The sequence below is a fragment of the Actinophytocola xanthii genome, from assembly GCF_001921205.1.
GTDB lineage: Bacteria > Actinomycetota > Actinomycetes > Mycobacteriales > Pseudonocardiaceae > Actinophytocola > Actinophytocola xanthii.
This window is the reverse complement of sequence record NZ_MSIE01000004.1, coordinates 224,239-242,233: the sequence shown is the minus strand read 5'-3', so window position 1 is coordinate 242,233 and position 17,995 is coordinate 224,239. Positions and strand designations below refer to the sequence as shown.

18 protein-coding genes are annotated in these 17,995 nt (G+C 71.2%); 8 read left to right on the top strand and 10 right to left on the bottom strand.

Annotated elements, in window-relative coordinates:
- Nucleotides 1-66: 66 nt before the first annotated feature.
- From BU204_RS04180 to BU204_RS04165, 4 genes are all read right to left on the bottom strand, one after another.
- Complete coding sequence (locus BU204_RS04180) at nt 67-807, bottom strand: DUF4328 domain-containing protein (protein WP_158073394.1); 741 nt, start codon at nt 805-807, stop codon at nt 67-69.
- 111 nt (nt 808-918) lie between these two features.
- The gene (locus BU204_RS04175) at nt 919-3,132 is read right to left on the bottom strand and encodes a (Fe-S)-binding protein (RefSeq protein ID WP_075124174.1); all 2,214 of its coding nucleotides are present in this window, start codon (nt 3,130-3,132) and stop codon (nt 919-921) included.
- A 104-nt stretch (nt 3,133-3,236) separates the two neighbouring features.
- On the bottom strand, nt 3,237-4,127 hold the full coding sequence (locus BU204_RS04170) for a bile acid:sodium symporter family protein (protein WP_075124173.1): 891 nt from the start codon (nt 4,125-4,127) through the stop codon (nt 3,237-3,239).
- Nucleotides 4,128-4,217: 90 nt separating this feature from the next.
- Nucleotides 4,218-4,997, bottom strand: coding sequence for a TetR/AcrR family transcriptional regulator (locus BU204_RS04165; protein WP_075124172.1), 780 nt, complete (start codon nt 4,995-4,997; stop codon nt 4,218-4,220).
- Nucleotides 4,998-5,079: 82 nt separating this feature from the next.
- On the opposite strand from BU204_RS04165, the gene BU204_RS04160 reads away from it, so the two are divergent.
- The 5 genes from BU204_RS04160 to BU204_RS04140 all read left to right on the top strand — a co-directional run bounded on the left by BU204_RS04160 (nt 5,080) and on the right by BU204_RS04140 (nt 10,649).
- Entirely contained in the window at nt 5,080-6,036 is a 957-nt protein-coding gene (locus BU204_RS04160; protein ID WP_075124171.1) for an ATP-binding cassette domain-containing protein, read from the top strand.
- Complete coding sequence (locus BU204_RS04155) at nt 6,033-6,827, top strand: ABC transporter permease (RefSeq protein WP_075124170.1); 795 nt, start codon at nt 6,033-6,035, stop codon at nt 6,825-6,827. The genes BU204_RS04160 and BU204_RS04155 overlap by 4 nt, the downstream gene beginning before the upstream one ends.
- A 179-nt stretch (nt 6,828-7,006) precedes the next feature.
- Complete coding sequence (locus BU204_RS04150) at nt 7,007-9,358, top strand: DEAD/DEAH box helicase (protein WP_083660984.1); 2,352 nt, start codon at nt 7,007-7,009, stop codon at nt 9,356-9,358.
- Nucleotides 9,355-10,194, top strand: a complete 840-nt coding sequence (locus tag BU204_RS04145; RefSeq protein WP_143229293.1) for an SWIM zinc finger family protein — start codon at nt 9,355-9,357, stop codon at nt 10,192-10,194. The genes BU204_RS04150 and BU204_RS04145 overlap by 4 nt, the downstream gene beginning before the upstream one ends.
- A gap of 242 nt (nt 10,195-10,436) precedes the next feature.
- A complete protein-coding gene (locus tag BU204_RS04140) occupies nt 10,437-10,649 on the top strand; it encodes a hypothetical protein (protein ID WP_075124168.1) in 213 nt (70 codons plus the stop codon).
- A 14-nt stretch (nt 10,650-10,663) separates the two neighbouring features.
- Here BU204_RS04140 and BU204_RS04135 read toward each other — a convergent pair whose 3' ends face one another.
- The gene (locus tag BU204_RS04135) at nt 10,664-11,677 is read right to left on the bottom strand and encodes an MBL fold metallo-hydrolase (RefSeq protein WP_075124167.1); all 1,014 of its coding nucleotides are present in this window, start codon (nt 11,675-11,677) and stop codon (nt 10,664-10,666) included.
- A 92-nt stretch (nt 11,678-11,769) separates the two neighbouring features.
- Between BU204_RS04135 and BU204_RS04130 the strand changes: the two genes are divergently transcribed.
- Together BU204_RS04130 and BU204_RS04125 are read left to right on the top strand one after the other, a co-directional pair.
- Complete coding sequence (locus BU204_RS04130) at nt 11,770-12,105, top strand: YnfA family protein (protein WP_075124166.1); 336 nt, start codon at nt 11,770-11,772, stop codon at nt 12,103-12,105.
- Nucleotides 12,106-12,211: 106 nt separating this feature from the next.
- Nucleotides 12,212-13,477 carry a glycoside hydrolase family 18 protein gene (locus BU204_RS04125; RefSeq protein ID WP_075124165.1) on the top strand — a complete coding sequence of 422 codons (1,266 nt, stop codon included), beginning with the start codon at nt 12,212-12,214 and terminating at the stop codon, nt 13,475-13,477.
- 26 nt (nt 13,478-13,503) lie between these two features.
- Here the strand turns inward: BU204_RS04125 and BU204_RS04120 are convergent, their stop codons facing one another.
- Both BU204_RS04120 and BU204_RS04115 read right to left on the bottom strand, forming a co-directional pair.
- Nucleotides 13,504-13,674, bottom strand: a complete 171-nt coding sequence (locus BU204_RS04120; protein WP_075124164.1) for a DUF397 domain-containing protein — start codon at nt 13,672-13,674, stop codon at nt 13,504-13,506.
- A 20-nt stretch (nt 13,675-13,694) separates the two neighbouring features.
- Complete coding sequence (locus tag BU204_RS04115; protein WP_075124163.1) at nt 13,695-14,549, bottom strand: helix-turn-helix domain-containing protein; 855 nt, start codon at nt 14,547-14,549, stop codon at nt 13,695-13,697.
- A gap of 116 nt (nt 14,550-14,665) precedes the next feature.
- Here BU204_RS04115 and BU204_RS04110 point away from each other — a divergent pair, with 116 nt between their 5' ends.
- Nucleotides 14,666-14,884, top strand: coding sequence for a hypothetical protein (locus BU204_RS04110; protein ID WP_075124162.1), 219 nt, complete (start codon nt 14,666-14,668; stop codon nt 14,882-14,884).
- A gap of 136 nt (nt 14,885-15,020) precedes the next feature.
- Here the strand turns inward: BU204_RS04110 and BU204_RS04105 are convergent, their stop codons facing one another.
- From BU204_RS04105 to BU204_RS04095, 3 genes are read right to left on the bottom strand one after another with little or no spacing between them, the layout of a single operon-like run.
- Nucleotides 15,021-15,824 carry an ABC transporter ATP-binding protein gene (locus BU204_RS04105; RefSeq protein WP_075124161.1) on the bottom strand — a complete coding sequence of 268 codons (804 nt, stop codon included), beginning with the start codon at nt 15,822-15,824 and terminating at the stop codon, nt 15,021-15,023.
- Nucleotide 15,825: 1 nt separating this feature from the next.
- The gene (locus BU204_RS04100; protein WP_075124160.1) at nt 15,826-16,881 is read right to left on the bottom strand and encodes a FecCD family ABC transporter permease; all 1,056 of its coding nucleotides are present in this window, start codon (nt 16,879-16,881) and stop codon (nt 15,826-15,828) included.
- Nucleotides 16,881-17,921 (bottom strand): FecCD family ABC transporter permease, encoded by a 1,041-nt coding sequence (locus BU204_RS04095; protein ID WP_083660977.1) that lies wholly within the window; start codon nt 17,919-17,921, stop codon nt 16,881-16,883. The genes BU204_RS04100 and BU204_RS04095 overlap by 1 nt, the downstream gene beginning before the upstream one ends.
- Between the last annotated feature and the right edge of the window lie 74 nt (nt 17,922-17,995).

Sequence of the window (17,995 nt, the reverse complement as noted above, 5' to 3'; positions counted from 1 at the left end):
TCACCAGAATCACCAGCAAACCGAATCACCACCCGGTCCAGCTTGACGGGTGGGACAGCGGTTGGTTCAGCTCCGGCGCTCACCGCCCCAGTCTGGCCGCGGTCGAGCTAGCTCCGGACGAGGACCGCTGGAGTCACCCTGAGGCCCGCCCACCGGTGCCGCCTGCCATCCAGTGATCTCGCGGATGACCCTGACCAGCAGAACACCAGCCACGACGACCAGCACGGTGCTGATCGTCGAGTAGATCGCCTGGGTCTTGATCGAGCCGAGGGTCACCTCGCTGCTCCTGGACTGGATCCGGTGCAGGTACTGCACCGCGTAGTCCACGACGACGGCGAGCCACCAGGCGCGGACGAGCGGGCTCTGCGGCAGGGACTCGGCGGCGTAGTGGTTGGGCGGCACGTCGGGGCGGCTGGCGCGCCAGATGTCGTCCATGATCCGCCGGGGGAACCACAGGTTCACCACCGGGCAGAACCAGGCACCGATGGTCCAGCCCCTGGACAGGCGGTGCTGGACGTTCGACATGGCTTCGGAGTTCACCCGGGCCCGCCACAGCCAGGTCAGAAACACCGCCACCGACGCGACGATGGCGATCAGGTTCACCCAGAGCGCGGCGAGCGCGGTGTCGTCGACGGCGAGCAGCTCGTCCTCGCCGACACCGGGCAGGCCCGCGAGATAGTCCGCGGCGACCGAGTGCGTGTTCCACGCGGCCCACGTGGCGAAGAGGTTCGCGGCGCAGACGACCAGGACGAGCACCGAGGCTGCGGTCGCCAGGGTGCGGACGGGTCTACGCAGGGGGGCGTGCAACAGGGCCTCCGGAACGCGATGGGGACGGACATCCGCCTATCGCGCCCTGTGGATCACCCGTTTCACCACCGCCGCATTTCGTGACCCGTTCGGGACCCGGCCCGCCACCCGCTACGCCTGACCCCGCTTCACCGACTCCAGCAGCATCTGAGAGACGTCCCGCACCTGTACGTCGGTGCCCCTGTCCTCGCTCTGCCGCTGGACCAGACCGTCGGTGATCATCACGCGGCAGAACGGGCACCCGGTGACGACCTCCTTGGCGTTGGTGTCCAGCGCCTCGTCGACCCGCTCCAGGTTGATCCGCTTGCCGATGTGCTCCTCCATCCACATCCGCGCGCCGCCCGCGCCGCAGCACAGGGAGCGGTCGGCGTGGCGGGGCATTTCGGTGAGGGTGGCGCCGGCGGCGCCGACCAGCTCGCGCGGCGGCTCGTACACCTTGTTGTGCCGGCCCAGGTAGCACGGGTCGTGGTAGGTGACCGGGGCGCCGCCGTCGGCGGGCTTGACCGGGGTCAGCTTGCCCTCGCGCACCAGCCGGTTGAGCACCTGCGTGTGGTGCAGCACCTCGTAGTGGCCGTGGGTGCCGCCGAAGGACGGGATCATGCCCTCCAGCTGCGGGTACTCCCGACCGAGCGTGTTCATGCAGTGCGGGCAGGTCGTGATGATCTTGCGGCGGACCGGCTCGCGGCCCTCGAAGACGCTGTTCAGCATCTCGGCGGTCTGCTGGGCCATCATCTGGAACAGGAACTCGTTGCCCGCCCGGCGTGCCGGGTCGCCGGTGCAGCTCTCCTCGTTGCCCAGCACCACGTACTTCACGCCGGCGATGTGCAGCAGCTCGGCCGTGGCCCGCACGGTCTTCTTCGCGTTGTCGTCGAACGAGCCGGCGCAGCCGATCCAGTAGAGGTACTCGACGTCCTCGGCCAGCTCGCCGTCGAACACCGGCACCTCGAAGTCCAGTCCCTTCGCCCAGTCCATCCGCTCGGAGTTGTTCTGGCCCCAGGGGTTGCCCTTGTTCTCCAGGTTGCGGAACAGCGTCCCCAGCTCGCTGGGGAACTCGGACTCGATCATCACCTGGTAGCGGCGCATGTCGACGATGTGGTCGACGTGCTCGATGTCCACCGGGCACTGCTCGACGCAGGCACCGCAGGTCGTGCACGACCAGAGCACGTCCGGGTCGATGACCCCGCCGACCTCGGCCGACCCGACCAGCGGGCGCACCGCCTGCTCCGGCCCGGTACCGGGCACCCGCTCGTAGCCGGACTCCGGCACGTGGTGGCCGTTCTTGCCCGCCAGCTCGAGCACGTCGATGTCGCTGTGGTCCGGAACCGTCTGGCCGCCGATGATGTAGGGCGCCTTCGCGAACAGGTGGTCGCGAAGGTTCATGATCACGAGCTTGGGCGACAGCGGCTTGCCGGTGTTCCACGCCGGGCACTGGCTCTGACAACGCCCGCACTCGGTGCAGGTGGTGAAGTCGAGCATGCCCTTCCAGGTGAAGTCCTCGATCTTGCCCCGGCCGAACACGTCGTCGTCGCCCGGGTCCTCGAAGTCCACCGGCTCTCCGCGCGACTCCATCGGCAGCAGCGGGCCGAGGCCGTCCGGCAGCCGCTTGGTCGAGACGTTGATCGGCGCGACGAAGATGTGCAGGTGCTTGGAGTAGAGCACGATGATCAGGAACGAGAGCATCACGCCGATGTGCGCGAGCAGCCCGATCGACTCGATCCACTCGTTCGCGGTGTGGCCGAACGGCTCGAGCAGCTCCCCCACGCCGAGCGAGACCCAGGCACCGGACTCGTAGGGGAAGTTCCCGACCGCCGCCGAGGCGCCGCGGAACAGGAACATCGTCCAGACCACGTTGAAGATCATGAACAGGATCAGCCAGGCGCCGCCGGTGTGCGAGCCGTAGAAGCGCGAGGCGCGCTGGCGGCGCTCCGGGGCCTGGCGCAGCCGGATGATCGCGAACGCGGCCAGCGAGAGCAGCACCATGACCCCGATGAAGTCCTGGGCGAAGCCCAGTACCGCCCAACGCCCGATGATCGGGATGTGGAAGTCGTAGTCGAACAGGGCGCCGTAGGCCTCGAGGTAGACCGAGGCGAGGATGACGAAGCCCCAGAACGTGAACAGGTGCGCCACGCCGGGGATCGACCACTTCAGCAGCTTGCGCTGGCCGAACACCTCCCGCACCTGCGCCCACAGCCGGCTGCCCAGGTGGTCGAACCGGTCGACCGGCTGCCCGGCCTTGATCAGGTCGAACAGGAACTTGGCGCGCCGGGCGGCCACGGCGAGCACCACCAGGGTGATCAGCACGCCCAGGATCATTCGAACGACCACGAACGCCTCCGCATCCGGCGACCTTGACGGTTGTCAGCCATATGTTACTCGCCAGTATCTCGAACCCCGCCGCACCGCGCGCAACCGGGTTGTGACGCAGCCCGCTAGCGGCCCGGTCTGCTCAGTGCCCGGTCGTCGTCGCGCCGACTGAGCGCATAGGCAAGCAAACCCGCAGGTACGAAGCTCAATATTCCGTAGACGGCCGGTGGTACGGCCATCTCCGGACTGTCGAGCAACGCCGGGCTCAGCGCGATTGTGATGGCCAGGGTGCTGTTGTGCACGCCGATCTCGAAGGAGGAGGCGACGGCCTGGCCGCGCGGCACCGCGAACGCGCGGGGCACCAGGTACCCGACGGCGAGGCTCGCGACGCAGAGCAGGAGCGCGACCAACCCGACCGCGCGGACGTAGTCGAGGACGTTGTCCCGTTCCTGGTACACCGCGACCGCGATCACCGACACGAGCACGACCACCGAGGCGATCTTGACCGGCCGGTTGAGCCGCTCGGCGAGCGCGGGTGCCCGGTTCCGCAGGAGCATGCCGAGCGCGACCGGGACGAGCACGATCGCGAACACCTGGACCAGCTTGTCCGGCTGCAACCCGATCGCGTCGCCGCCGTCGAGGAACCCGTCGATGGCGAGGTTGACCACGACCGGCAGCGTGATGACCGCGAGCACCGAGTTGACGGCGGTCAGCGTGACGTTGAGCGCCACGTCGCCGCCGGCGAGGTGGCTGAACAGGTTGGCCGTGGTCCCGCCGGGCGAGGCCGCGAGCAGCATCATGCCCACGGCCAGGGTTGGCTGGAGGTCGAACAGCAGCACGAGCCCGAGGCAGAGCGCGGGCAGCACGAGGATCTGGCACCCCAGCGCGACGGCGGCGGCCCGCGGGTACCGGAGCACCCTGCCGAAGTCGGCGACCGTGAGCGACAGCCCGAGGCCGAGCATGATCACCCCGAGGGCGATCGGCAGGAACACGGTTGTCGCGGTCGACGAGTTCACCCGCGGACAGTCGCAACAAACGCCGCCGGTGGCAATAGCCCGAATGTCCGATCCGACCAGTTCTCCGCCGGGGTGGGACCGACACCCGGGTCAGCGGCCGGCGCCGATCATGGCCTCGACCCCGTCGAGGAGCCGGGCCAGGCCGAAGCGGAAGCCGTGCTCGGGGTCGTAGGCGGACTGGTAGGTCTCGCCGGCCTTCGCGCCGACGCGGGCGGCGGTCGGGTACTTCTCGGGGTCGAAGACCTTCTCCAGCAGGGGGGCGTAGGCCTCCCACCACTCCTGATCGGACACCCCGGTACTCCGCTCGCTTCCCGCCGCCTCGATCGCGGTGTGCGCCGCGCCCTGGACGTACACGTAGAGCATGGTGACCACCGAGTCCATCTCGAGGTCGGACAGCCCGATGCCCTCGATGGCCCGCAGGTCGTTGTCGTAGTTGGCGATGCCGTTGGGTCCGAGCGGGGGCCGCGAGTTCGCCATCACCGCCAGCAGCCAGGGGTGGCGGCGGTAGTTCTCCAGGTAGGCCCGGGCGATCAGCTCGAGCCGCTCGCGCCAGCCGGGCGCCCACTCCGGCGCCACCTCGCCGCAGACCGTGTCGTACATGACGTCGATCAGCTCGGCCTTGGCCGGCACGTAGGTGTAGAGCGACATCGTCCCGACCCCGAGCCGCTCCGCGACCTTGCGCATGGACAGCGCCGCAAGCCCCTCCGCGTCGGCGATCTCGATGGCCGCGGCGACGATCCGGTCCACGTCGAGGGCCGGGCGCGGGCCACGCCCGCGAGCGGGCGGCTCGGCCTCGCGCCAGAGCAGCGCCATGCTGCGAGCCGGGTCGCCACGGCCGCCGTAGTGCTTGTCCTCAGGTTTTTTCGTCATACGGGTTACATCCTAGGCTCTCCGTACGATGTACGGTATTGTTCGGTGAAACTCCGTACGACGTACGACTGGAGGACCAGGGGTGAGACCCACGATCGTCACCGAGGGGTTGCGCAAGCGCTTCGGTGAACGCACCGCGCTCGACGGGGTGGACCTGTCCGTGGCCGCGGGCTCCGTGCTCGGGCTGCTCGGACCCAACGGCGCGGGCAAGACGACGGCCGTGCGCATCCTGACCACGCTGCTGCGGCCGGACTCGGGGCACGCCGAGGTGGCCGGGTTCGACGTGCTCCGCGAGCCACACCGGGTGCGCGCGGCGATCGGCCTCGTCGGCCAGAACGCCGCTGTGGACGAGGCGCTCTCCGCCCGGCAGAACCTGGAGCTGTTCGGCCGGCTGTACCACCTGTCCCCCGCCGCCGCTCGGGCCAGGGCCGGCGAGCTGCTCGACCGGTTCGACCTGGCCGACACCGGCACCAAGAGCGTCAAGGCGTTCTCCGGCGGCATGCGCAGGCGCCTCGACCTGGCGGCGAGCCTGATCCTGGCGCCGACCGTGCTGTTCCTCGACGAGCCGACGACGGGCCTGGACCCGCGCGGCCGGAACGAGGTCTGGAGCGCGATCCGGGACCTGGTCGCCGGCGGCACCACGGTGCTGCTGACCACCCAGTACCTCGACGAGGCCGACCAGCTCGCCGACCGGATCGCGGTCATCGACAGCGGGCGGCTGATCGCCGAGGGCAGCCCGGAGCGGCTCAAGTCCGAGCTCGGGGGCGACCGGATGGACGTCGTGCTGCGTGACGGGGCCGACCTGACGCGCGCGGCGGCGGTCGTGGAGCGGGTCGCGGCGGGGCCGCCCGAGCTCGACCCGGACGCCCGGCGGGTGAGCGCGGCGGTGAGCGACCGTGTGGTCGCGCTGACCGAGTCGGTCCGTGCGCTGCAGGAGACCGGCATCGAGGTGGAGGACGTCGCCCTGCGTCGCCCGACCCTCGACGAGGTCTTCCTGCACCTGACCGGTCACCACGCGGACGAGGAGGTGATGGCATGACGGGGCGGTTGCGCTGGGCGGTCGCCGACGGGTGGACCGTCACCCGCCGGGACCTGATGCACTGGGCCCGCGAACCGGCCCCGGTTGTCGTCGGCCTGCTGTTCCCGGTGCTGCTCGTGCTGATGTTCGCCTTCCTGTTCGGCGGGGCGATGGTGGTCCCGGGCGGGGCGGACTACACGGAGTTCCTGCTGCCCGGGATGTTCGCCATGACCATGGTCTTCGGCATGGAGGCCACGATGATCGCGGTCAGCACCGACGCCGCGCGGGGCGTCACCGACCGCTTCCGGTCGATGCCGATGGCGCCGTCGGCGGTCGTGGTCGGCCGGTGCGGCGCGGACATGCTCAACTCGGCCGCGGCGCTGGCCGTGATCATCGTCAGCGGGCTCCTCGTGGGCTGGCGTGCCCACGGTTCGCTCGGCGCCACGGCGGGCGCTGTCGGGCTGCTCCTGCTGCTGCGCTTCGCGATGCTGTGGGTCGGGATCTACCTCGGGCTCGTGCTCCGCAACCCGGAGGCGGTCGGCATGGTGCAGATCCTCATCTGGCCGATCGGCTTCCTGGCGAACACGTTCGTCCCGCCGGCGACCATGCCGGGCTGGCTGGGCACGATCGCCGACTGGAACCCGCTGTCGGCCACGGCGGCTGCGGCGCGGGAGCTGTTCGGCAACCCCGGCTGGGGTGGCGAGTCGTGGGTCGCCCAGCATTCGGTCCTGATGGCGCTGATCTGGCCGCTCGTACTGGTGGCGGTCTTCTTCCCGCTCTCGGTGCGCCGGTACCAGCGGATGAGTGTCTGAGGAGGACTGAGCAGGTGCCGCTGACCCCGGCGGACCTGCGGGGGTGGGCCGCGGGCATCGCGCCGGCGGACCCGCCCCGGCAGGGCCATGTCGTGTTCACCGACCGGGACCGGACCATCCGGCTCCCCATCGCCGAGGCGCTGCCGCTGCTGCTGCACGCCCTACCCGGCGACCCGTCCATGGCGGCCTGGTCCGCCGCGGCGCACACCGCGCTGCGGCTGGTGGCCCAGGGCCGCCTGCTGCCCACGGTCACCCCTGCCGGCCACGACGCCTGGCGGGTATGTCCACTTGAGCCGTCCGAACTGGAGCAGCCGTTGCTGGAGCAGCCGTTGCTGGACGCGGTCGCGGACGTACTGACCAGGGTGGACGACGGCCCGGCCTTCGCCGGCGCCGCCGTCCACCAGGTGCCGGAGCTGCGGGCCTGGGCCGAGGCACTGGCCCTGGAGCGGGTGTCGCTGCGCGTCGAGGTACCCGGAGGGGACCTCTCCGCCGGACCGTTCACCGTCGTGGTGCAGGTGCACACCGGCGCCACCCTCGCCGACCTCGTCGAGCGCTGGGGCCACGACCCGGAGGCCGTGCTCGCGCTGCGCCGGGCCGCCGGGGTGTGGCCGCCACTGCACCGGCTGCTCGACCTGGCCGTCCCCGACCGGCTCGTGCTCGACGACGCCGAGGTGCTCGACCTGCTCGGGGCCGGCGGCGCACGGCTCGCCGAGGCGGGCATCGACGTGCACTGGCCGCGTGAGCTGTCCCGGGACCTGGCGGCCCGGGTCGCGGTGCGCGGCGGGGACGACGAGCGCGCCGCCTTCGGCCCTGGCGAGCTGTTCGAGCTCAGCTGGCAGTTGAGCGCCGGCGGCGAGCCGCTGACCGAGCGGGAGCTGGACGAGCTGGCGCGGGCCCACCGGCCGGTGGTGCGGTTGCGGGGCGGCTGGGCGCTGGCCGCCCCGGATTTCGTGCGCAAGGCTCGCGAGCGGGTTCTGCCGCCGCTGCCCGCGATCGACGCGCTCGGCGCGGCGCTCACCGGCGCGGTCCGCATCGACGGCGAGTGGGTGCCGGTCGCGCCGGGCAGACCGTGGGAGCGACTGCGTGAGCGGCTGGCGGAGGAGCCGGTCGACCAGCCGCCGGCGCTCGCCGCGACACTGCGCGACTACCAGCTGCACGGCCTGCGCTGGCTCGCCCGGATGACCGCGCTTGGCCTCGGCGGCTGCCTCGCCGACGACATGGGGCTCGGCAAGACCGTGACGCTGATCGCGCTGCACCTGCACCGCATGGCCGGCCCGACGCTGGTCGTCTCCCCCGCGTCGCTGCTGGGCACCTGGGAACGCGAGATCCGCCGCTTCGCACCGGGCATCCCGGTCACCCGCTTCCACGGGGCGGACCGGGCGCTTCCCCCGGCCGCCGGCACCCCGGGCTTCGTGCTCACCACCTACGGCACGATGCGCACCGACGCCGACCGCCTCGCCACCGGCGGTTGGGACCTCGTCGTCGCCGACGAGGCACAGCACGTGAAGAACCCCGGCTCGGAGACGGCGCGAGCGCTGCGGCGCATCCCCGCCGCGGCGCGGGTCGCGCTGACCGGCACCCCGGTGGAGAACGACCTGACCGAGCTGTGGGCGATCCTGGACTGGACCACGCCCGGCCTGCTCGGCTCCCTCGGCTCGTTCCGCTCCCGGTGGGCCGGGCCGGTGGCCGCGGGCGACGGCCCCGCCGCCGACCGGCTCTCCCGGCTGGTCCGGCCGTTCCTGCTGCGGCGCCGCAAGAGCGACCCGGGCATCGCGCCCGAGCTGCCGCCCAAAACCGAGACCGACCGGCCGGTCCGGCTGACCGCCGAGCAGGCGGGGCTCTACCGGGCCGTGGTGGCGGAGACCATGGCCCAGATCCGGAGCGCGGGCGGGATGCAACGCCGCGGGCTGGTGCTGGCGCTGCTGACCGCGCTCAAACAGATCTGCAACCACCCCGCCCAGTACCTGGGCGAGACGGGCCCGCTGGCCGGGCGTTCCGGCAAGCTCGAGCTGCTCGACGAGCTGGTGGGCACCGTACGGGCGGAGGGCGGGGCCCTGCTCGTGTTCACCCAGTACGTTGCGATGGCGCGGCTGCTCGCAACGCATCTGGGCCGGTGCAACGTGCCGGTCCAGCTGTTGCACGGGGGTACCCCGGTAGCGCAACGCGACGAGTTGGTCCGGCGTTTCCAGGACTCGGCCGACCCCCCGGTGTTCCTGCTCTCGCTCCGGGCCGCCGGGACCGGGCTGACCCTCACCCGCGCGGACCACGTCGTGCACTACGACCGCTGGTGGAACCCCGCCGTCGAGGCCCAGGCCACCGACCGCGCGTACCGGATCGGGCAACAGCGGCCGGTCCAGGTGCACCGCCTGATCGCGGAGGGCACCGTGGAGGACCGGATCGCGGAGCTGCTGGAGGCCAAGAAGGACCTCGCATCGGCCGTGCTGGACCCGGCGGAGACGGACGGCGCGGAGCTGACCGAGCTGTCCGACGCCGAGTTGGCCGCGCTGGTGGAACTGCGGGGTGGGTGGTGAGCGAGGCCGTCGGCTTTCCCGCGTTCCCGGCCGGCCGGCGGCGGCCGGCCCGCACCTGGTGGGGTCGATCCTGGGTCCAGGCCGTGACCGACACCGCGCTGGGCCAGGAGCCGCTGCGGCGCGGACGGCTGCACGCCGGCGCCGGCCGGGTCGGCCCGATCACGGTCAGCCCGGGACGGATCACCGCGCAGGTCTCCGACGTGGACGAGGTCCACGACACGGCCGTCGTGGTCGACCCGCTCGGCGCGGACGAGTGGAGCCGGTTCCTCGACGAGGTCGCCGGTAAGGCCGGGCACCTCGCCGCGCTGCTCGACCGGGACATGCCACGGGACCTCGTCGAGGCGGCTGCCGACGCCGAGGTCCGACTGCTGCCGGGGATTGGTGACCTGCGTGCGGAGTGTGACTGCCCGGACTGGGAGCTCTGCCAGCACGCCGCGGCCATCTGCTTCCAGGTGGCGTGGCTGCTCGACGGCGACCCGTTCGTGCTCCTGCTCCTGCGCGGCCGGGAACGCCGGGAACTGACCGAGCAGCTGCGGATCCGCGCGGCGCGAAGCACAACGGGGGCGGCGCCGCCCGCACCGGAGCCCGCGCCGGCGGTGCCCCTCCTGCGGGTTCCGCCGGCGCCGGGGGTGGACCCGGAGGCGGTGGCTCGCGCCGCCGAACGAGCCGTCCGGCGCGCCCGTGAGCTACTCGACCGGCGTAGGACGGACACGGACGGTGACCGCGAAGAGCGGGTGCCGCCCCCTCACGGCACCCCCGGACGGGGACTGCCCGTGAGCACCCGGCCGCACACCGTAGAAATCGGCAATACCGGGAACACTGGGAAAAACAGTTAATCGCCTTTGCAAACCGGGCGCCCACCTGGTATGGCACCCCAGCCGGTGCCGCCGGGCGGGATCGACCCTGCGCCGTCCGGCTGGTGTGGCACCCGGCGTACTGTCAGGATTTCGAGGTCGGGATCCCCCCGGCGAGGTGCCGGTGGGGCCACGGAGGGCCGTCGTCGCCCACCAGCACTCGGCGATGACGCTGCCACGCAGTGCTCGCCGAACCGCCGGTGAGCCAACCAGAAAGGTTCCGCATGACCTGGGCAAGACACGCCAGCCCGACGATCGAGCAGGGACGCTTCGCCGAAGCACGGGCGAGCGAGAAGATCCACTACGCGGTGCAGAACCGCAAGGCCGCGCAGACCGTCGCGTACCACTCCAGCGACCCGCAGGACTGCGCGAACCTGCTCGCGATGCTCGGGCTCGACCGGCTGGACCGGCCCGTTGGCGAGTCCACTGAGGACTGATCTGGAACTTCCCCTTACCCGATCGAGTACTCGGTCACACCGTCTACTGTGGAAGCCCGGAGTTCGCCGCGTGCCACCAGCAGGTCGAGGTGCGCGGCGGTCTCACCGGCCGCCAGCGTCTGGTTGAACAGGTCGAGGTCGGCGAACCGTCGCTGCCGACGCGTCCAGCCCAGCCGCAGCGCGGCCTCGTAGGCGGTGGCCGCGCCGTTCCGAACGGCGTCCAGGGTGGCGGCGAGGCGCTCCTCGTGGTGGTCGAGCAGCTCGTCGACCCGGGCGTGCACGCTCGGCGCGACCGGCCCGTGCGCGGGCAGCAGCCGCAGGTCGGGGTAGGAGCGCACCAGCTGGAGGCTGTCGAGGTAGTCGCGCAGCGCCAGCGGCTCGACCTCGGGCTCGAAGCCGATCGACGGCGTGATGTGGGGCAGCACGTGGTCCCCGGCGAACAACACCCCCGCCTGCTCGTCGACGAACACGACGTGCCCCTGGGTGTGGCCGGGCGTCGGCAGGGCGACCAGCGTCCGCTCGCCGAGGTCGATCTTGGTGGTGCCGTCCAGCCATTCGTCCGGGTTCTCGTAGACCGACTGGGAGCGCGCCGCGTCGCGGCCGCCGAACTCCTCGGTCCACCTGCGCATGAGCTCACCCGCTCCCCAGCGCACCATCGCCCGGGCCTGCCCGTCCATCCGGCCGGACATGATCCGCTCGAGCGACGGCTGCTCCCCGATCCCCAGGGCCACCTTCGCACCGAACAGCCTGCGCAGGGTGATCGCGAGCGTGTAGTGGTCGCGGTGGGCGTGGGTGACCAGGAACCGGGTGATGTCGGCCAGGTCGTACCCGATCGAGCCAAGCGACTGCTCGAGCTGGGTCCGCGCCACGTCGAGGGCCCAGCCGGAGTCCACGAGGACCAGGCCGCTACCCGTGCGCAGGGCGTACACGTTCACCGCCCGCAGGCCGTCGGTGGGCAACGGCAGCGGGATGCGCCACACCCCCTCGCCGACCTCGAAGGCGCCAGGCTCGGTCCAGGCCTGTGACATGCGGAGACCCCCGTCCTCGTTAGTTCGCTGAACTTAGCAAGAACGCCCGGCCGGTGGGCGGGGACCACCGACGAGGCGGGTTACGGTGCGCCATGCTCATCGCGCGCTCGCTCGTCCTGTTCCTGCTGGCCGCCGTGGCCGAGATCGGCGGCGCCTGGCTGGTCTGGCAGGGGGTACGGGAGCACCGCGGGTTGCTCTGGGTGGCGGCCGGAGTGCTCGCCCTGGGTGCCTACGGCTTCGTCGCCGCCTTCCAGCCGCAGGCCCACTTCGGGCGGATCCTCGCCGCCTACGGGGGCGTCTTCGTCGCTGGCTCGCTCGCCTGGGGCGTTCTGGTGGACGGCTTCCGCCCGGACCGGTTCGACCTGCTCGGCGCCGGCCTGTGCCTGCTCGGGGTGGCGGTCATCATGTACGCGCCCCGTCCGGCCTGAGCCCGAGGCGGAGCAGCTGGTCCAGACCTCTTGACGTTACGTGGTCTAGACCACATAGTGGGAATCGGATCTCCCGCGCTGGCCCCCTGCACCCACGAGGAGAACGATGACCGGGAAAACATGGCGCCTACCGGTGTTGATGACGGCCGTACTGGCCCTCGTCCTCGGCACGGCCGTCAGCCCCGCACAGGGCGCGAGCCCGCAGCCAGACACCCAGGCCACTCCCGCCGCCGCCAGCGGCAAGGCGAGGGCGGCGAAGAAGAACCTCGGCTACTTCGTCCAGTGGGGCGTGTACGGCCGCAACTACCACGTGAAGAACATCCACACGAGCGGGTCGGCGGCGAAGCTGACCCACATCAACTACGCCTTCGGCAATGTGACCAACGGCCAGTGCCAGATCGGCGACGCCTACGCCGACTATGACCGGTTCTACGACGCCGCCTCCAGTGTGGACGGTGTGGCCGACACCTGGGACGCCGGAGCACTGCGCGGCAACTTCAACCAGCTGCGCAAGCTCAAGCGGATGTACCCCGGGCTGAAGGTGCTGTTCTCCTTCGGCGGTTGGTCCTGGTCGGGCGGCTTCGGCGCCGCGGCGCAGAACCCCGCCGCGTTCGCCGAGTCGTGCTACCGGCTGGTGGAGGACCCGCGCTGGGCCGACGTGTTCGACGGGATCGACATCGACTGGGAGTACCCCAACGCGTGCGGTCTCACCTGTGACACCAGCGGGTTCGCCTCGTTCCGCAACCTGATGAGCGCGGTGCGCGCTCGCTTCGGCTCGGACAACCTCGTGACCGCGGCCATCACCGCCGACGGCTCGAACGGTGGCAAGATCGACGCGGCGGACTACGGCGGTGCCGCGCAGTACCTCAACTGGTACAACGTGATGACCTACGACTACTTCGGCGCCTTCGACGCCGACGGTCCCACCGCCCCACACTCGCCGCTGCGGGCCTACCCCGGTATCCCCGCCGACGGGTTCAACTCCGACGCCGCCATCCAGAAGCTGCGCGGCAAGGGTGTCCCGGCGGAGAAGTTGTTGCTGGGGATCGGTTTCTACGGTCGCGGGTGGACCGGTGTCACCCAGAGCGCGCCGGGCGGCTCGGCGACCGGTGCCGCTCCGGGCACCTACGAGGCGGGCATCGAGGACTACAAGGTCCTCAAGACCCGGTGCCCGGCGACCGGAACGGTGGGCGGCACGGCGTACGCGCACTGCGGGAACCAGTGGTGGAGCTACGACACCCCCGCGACGATCAGCGGAAAGATGAGCTACGCGAACCAACAGGGACTCGGCGGAGCGTTCTTCTGGGAGCTGTCCGGTGACACGGCGAACGGCGAGCTGATCACCGCCATGCGCAACGGCCTGAGGCGGTAGGACCGACGACGAGCCTCGTCTCCCGCTCAGCGGGAGGCGAGGCTCTTCACCGCGTCGACGAACGCTGACACGTCCACCGCGAGCACCGGGCCGGTCGGGTTCTTGCTGTCCCGCACCGCGCCGTCGTAGGCGAGCTCGACGCACGACCCGTTGGCCACAGACGTGGAGCTCTTCCGCCATTTGTTCTCGGTGTTCATTCTTTCCCCTGTGTGTGCGATTATTCCTTGAGGGTGGAGATTACACGGGCGATCATGTCCGCGGAGCTTTCGGTATCCAGGGACATTCGCCAGACGCGATCGTATATGCGGTCGGCTCTATCCACCTCCGCATGGTCATCCTGGAGAATGAAGGACATCGGGTTCTCCGTGAAGACGACCTCGGGTTGGGGACCGCCAGGACCGGGCAGGGTGAGCACGCTGAAGTTGCAGCCCACGGCCGAGTGGCCGCCCGCGGTGAACGGCAGGACCCGCACGGCGATGGTGGGCTCGTCGACCAGGTCCAGCACGTGCCGCAGCTGCTCGCGTAACACCGAAACACCACCCACCTGGGTGTACAACGCGCCTTCCACCAGGACAACGCGCAACGCCAGCGGGTCCTCGCCGAGCAACCGCTGCTGGCGGTCCATGCGCAGGGCCAGGTACTTGTCGACCTCGGCCGGAGCGACGATCTCGCCGGCACTGCGGATCAGGGCGCGGGCGTACTCCTCGGTCTGCAGCAGGCCGTGCACGATGTCGCTCTGGAAGCAGGCCAGCTCGACGGCCTCGTTCTCCAGGTCCAGGTACTCGGCGAACGGGCGGGAGACGAAGTCGTGGTACGGCCGGCGCAGCACCCCGCGGCGGCGGCGCTGCTTGGCCGCCTCGATCATCTCCAGGACCAGGTCGGTCGGTGCGCCGTACAGCTCGAGCGCCGCCTTGACGCGCAGCGGTTCGGCGCTCGCGCCCGTCTCCATGCGGGAGATCGTCCCGGCACCGCAGAGCAGCTCGGCGGCGGCTCGCTCGACCGAGTACCCGGACTGCTCGCGCCACCGGCGTAGCGTTCGGGCCAGCCGCCTGCTCTGCACGGGGCTCACCATGCCGTTCAAAATCCACCTCCCGCTGACGGAAGTTCAGTATTCCGGTGAATCTCGGATTGAAGAATTCCACGATCGGGCGATATCGGAATGGAAGCCTTCCAACTATCTTGCTTTCCATGGAGAGCATCAACCCGGTCATCGGGTCATGGGTGGCGGTCACCGCCGGGTGCCCGATGAGCTACCGGATTGACAGCCGGGGCGATGCGTGCATCGCCATGGGAAACGGACCTTACGACTTCGAGTTCGCGCTCGACGCCGGGGCCCTGCGTCAACTGATCGAGGTCAGCTCCGCCGCCCTCGCAGAGATCGAGAGCCGTCGGGTGAGCAGACGCTAGACGCGTGACGCGCCGGAGCACGAGGAGGCGCCGATTGAGTTCGCTGTAGACAGTCAGTACCGCGGTGCGGAGCGCCGCGAAGGATCTGGGACGGCGCGGTCAAGCAGAGGCCGCTGACCGTCCATATGGAACATATCTACGCTGCCGGTTGCGGCGAGTGGTGCCGCCCGGTCGGGATGACCAGCGGGGTGCCGCTCACCGGGTCGCTGGCGATCTGGCACCGAACGTCGAACACCTCGGACACCACCTCGGGCGAGATCACCTCCGCCGGGGCGCCCTGGGTGACGATCCGGCCCGCCTTCATCGCGATCATGTGGTCGGCGTAGCGGCAGGCCTGGTTGAGGTCGTGCAGCACCATCACCACCGTCCGGTCCTCCCGCCGGTTGAGGTCGACGACAAGGTCGAGCACGTCGATCTGGTGGGCGAGGTCGAGGAACGTCGTCGGCTCGTCGAGCAGGAGGATCGGGGTCTCCTGGGCAATCGCCATGGCGATCCAGGCCCGCTGGCGCTGGCCCCCGGAGAGCTCGTCGACGGGCCGGTCGGCCAGCTCGGTGAGACCGGTGGCCCGCAACGCCTCGCCCACGGCGGTCTCGTCGGTGGCCGACCACTGCCGCCACCAGCTCTGGTGCGGGGACCGGCCGCGGGTGACCAAGTCGATCACGGTCAGGCCCTCCGGCGCCACCGGGGACTGCGGGAGGATGCCCAGCTGCCGGGCCACCTGGCGGGTGGGCATCCCGTGCACCGAGCGCCCGTCCAGGAGCACCGCACCCGAGCGCGGGGTCAGCAGCCGCGCCATCGCCCGCAGCAGCGTCGACTTGCCGCAGGCGTTGGGGCCGACGACGACGGTGATCCGGCCCGGCGGGACCAGCACCGACAGGTCGTCCACGACGACCCGGTCCTCGTAGGCCAGGCGCAGGTGCTCGGCGCGCAACTCGCTCACATCACCCTCCGGAGCCGACTCGGTTGGCCCTGGTCAGCAGCCAGAGCAGGAACGGGGCGCCCAGCACGCCGGTGACGACGCCGACCGGCAGCTGGGTCTCGGGCACCAGAGTCCTGGCGACCAGGTCACTGCCGAGCACGACCACCGCGCCGGTGAGCGCCGAGGCGAGCAGCGGCGGGGTGGGCTGGCCGACCAGGCGCCGGGCGATCTGCGGTGCGGCGAGCGCGACGAAGGCCACCGGCCCCGCGGCCGCCGTCCCGAACGTGATGAGGCCGACCCCCAGCAGCAGCAGGACGAGCCTGGCCAGCTGTACCGGCGTGCCGAGGCCGATGGCGACGTCGTCGCCGAGGCTCAGCGTGCGCAGCCAACCGGCGAGCACCAGCGCGGTCGGCACGAGCACCGCCGTCGGCCCGAGCAGCGGCACCGCATGGCTCCAGGTGACGTCGTTGAGGTTGCCGACCAGCCAGCCGGCGGCCGCCTGCGCGTCGTGCAGCTGCGCCCTGGCCAGCAGGTAGCTGGTCGCCGAGGTGCACATCCAGCTGATCCCGATCCCCACGAGCACGATGCGGTACCCGGTCGTGCCGCGCCGCCAGGCGAGCAGGTAGATCAGCAGCGCCGAGCCGAGGCCGCCGACCAGCCCCAGAGTCTGGGTGCCGAGTCCGGCGCCGATGCCGAGCACGATCCCGCCGACCACCGCCACGGTTGCGCCGGCCGAGATGCCGATGACGTCGGGGCTCGCCAGCGGGTTGCGGGTGATGGTCTGGAACAGGGCCCCGGACATGCCGAACGCGACGCCGACCAGCAGGCCCACCAACGCGCGCGGCATGCGCCAGTCGTAGACCACCACCTGGTCGTAGTAGTCGCCCCGGCTCACCAGCGCCGCCGCGACCTCGCCCAGGCTCAGCCGGTAGTCGCCGATCGTCATGCCCAGGCAGAACAGGAGGAACCCGGCGCCGAGCAGCACCAGGCAGACCGCGATCCCGCGCGGTCGCAGCACGCCGGAGACCGGCGGCACGGCCAGTCGGAAGGTGGCTCTTCGCAGGGTGGGCGTGGGCACTAGAGCTCCGCCAGCCGGCGCCGGCGGACCAGCGCGACGAAGAACGGGGCACCGACGAAGGCGACGACGATGCCCACCTCGGTCTCCCCCGGGCGGGCGATGACCCGGCCCACGAGGTCGGCCGCCAGCAGCAGGACCGGCGCGAGCACCATCGCGAACGGCATCAGCCAGCGCTGGTCGGGACCGCTGATCGCCCGGGCCAGGTGCGGCACCACCATCCCCAGGAACACGATCGGCCCGACCACCGCCACCGCGGCGCCGGTGAGCAGGGTGATCGTCACGACGCCCTGCGCCCGGACCAGCCCGATCCGGCGGCCGAGTGCGACGGCCACCTCGTCGCCGAGCGCGATGCTGTTCAGCGCGCCGGCCGAGGCCAGCGCGAGCACCACCCCGACCAGCACGAACGGCAGCACCCGCCAGAACACCCCGGCGTCCTGACCGGCCAGCGACCCGGCCGCCCAGAAGCGGTAGCGGTTGAGCGCCTCGGGGTGGACCAGGGTCAGTCCGGAGGTGAGCGAGGACAGCATCGCCGTGACGGCCACCCCGGCAAGGGCGAGCTTGACCGGCGTGGCACCGCCGCGCCCGGCGCTGCCGAGCGCGTAGACCACGGCACTGGCGACCAGCGCCCCGACGAGCGCGGCACCGAGGTAGCCGTAGAACGAGCTGACCCCCGTTGCGATCACCGCGATCACGATGCCGAACGCCGCTCCCCCGCTGATCCCGAGCAGACCCGGGTCGCCGAGCGGGTTGCGGGTCAGCGCCTGCATGACCGCGCCGGCGAGCCCGAGCGAGACCCCCACCAGCAACGCGACCAGCGTCCTGGGCAGCCGAGCCCCCCAGACCAGCGCCTCGACATCCGGTGCGCCGTCGCCGAACAACGCCGCGAGGATCTCTGCCGGCGGCACGTCGCGGGTACCGATCGCCAGCGACAACACGCACAGCACGAGCAGCACGCCGAGGGAGACCACCAGCAGCAGCCGTCGCCGCAGCGCCGGGGTGCGGCGCGGGCGCGCGGGAGTAGCCGCGGAGGTCTCGACCATGCGGCTCACCCTACTCGGCCAACTTAGGATAGGTATACCTCATAGCCGCCACGTGCGGTAAGGTTCGCCTAACT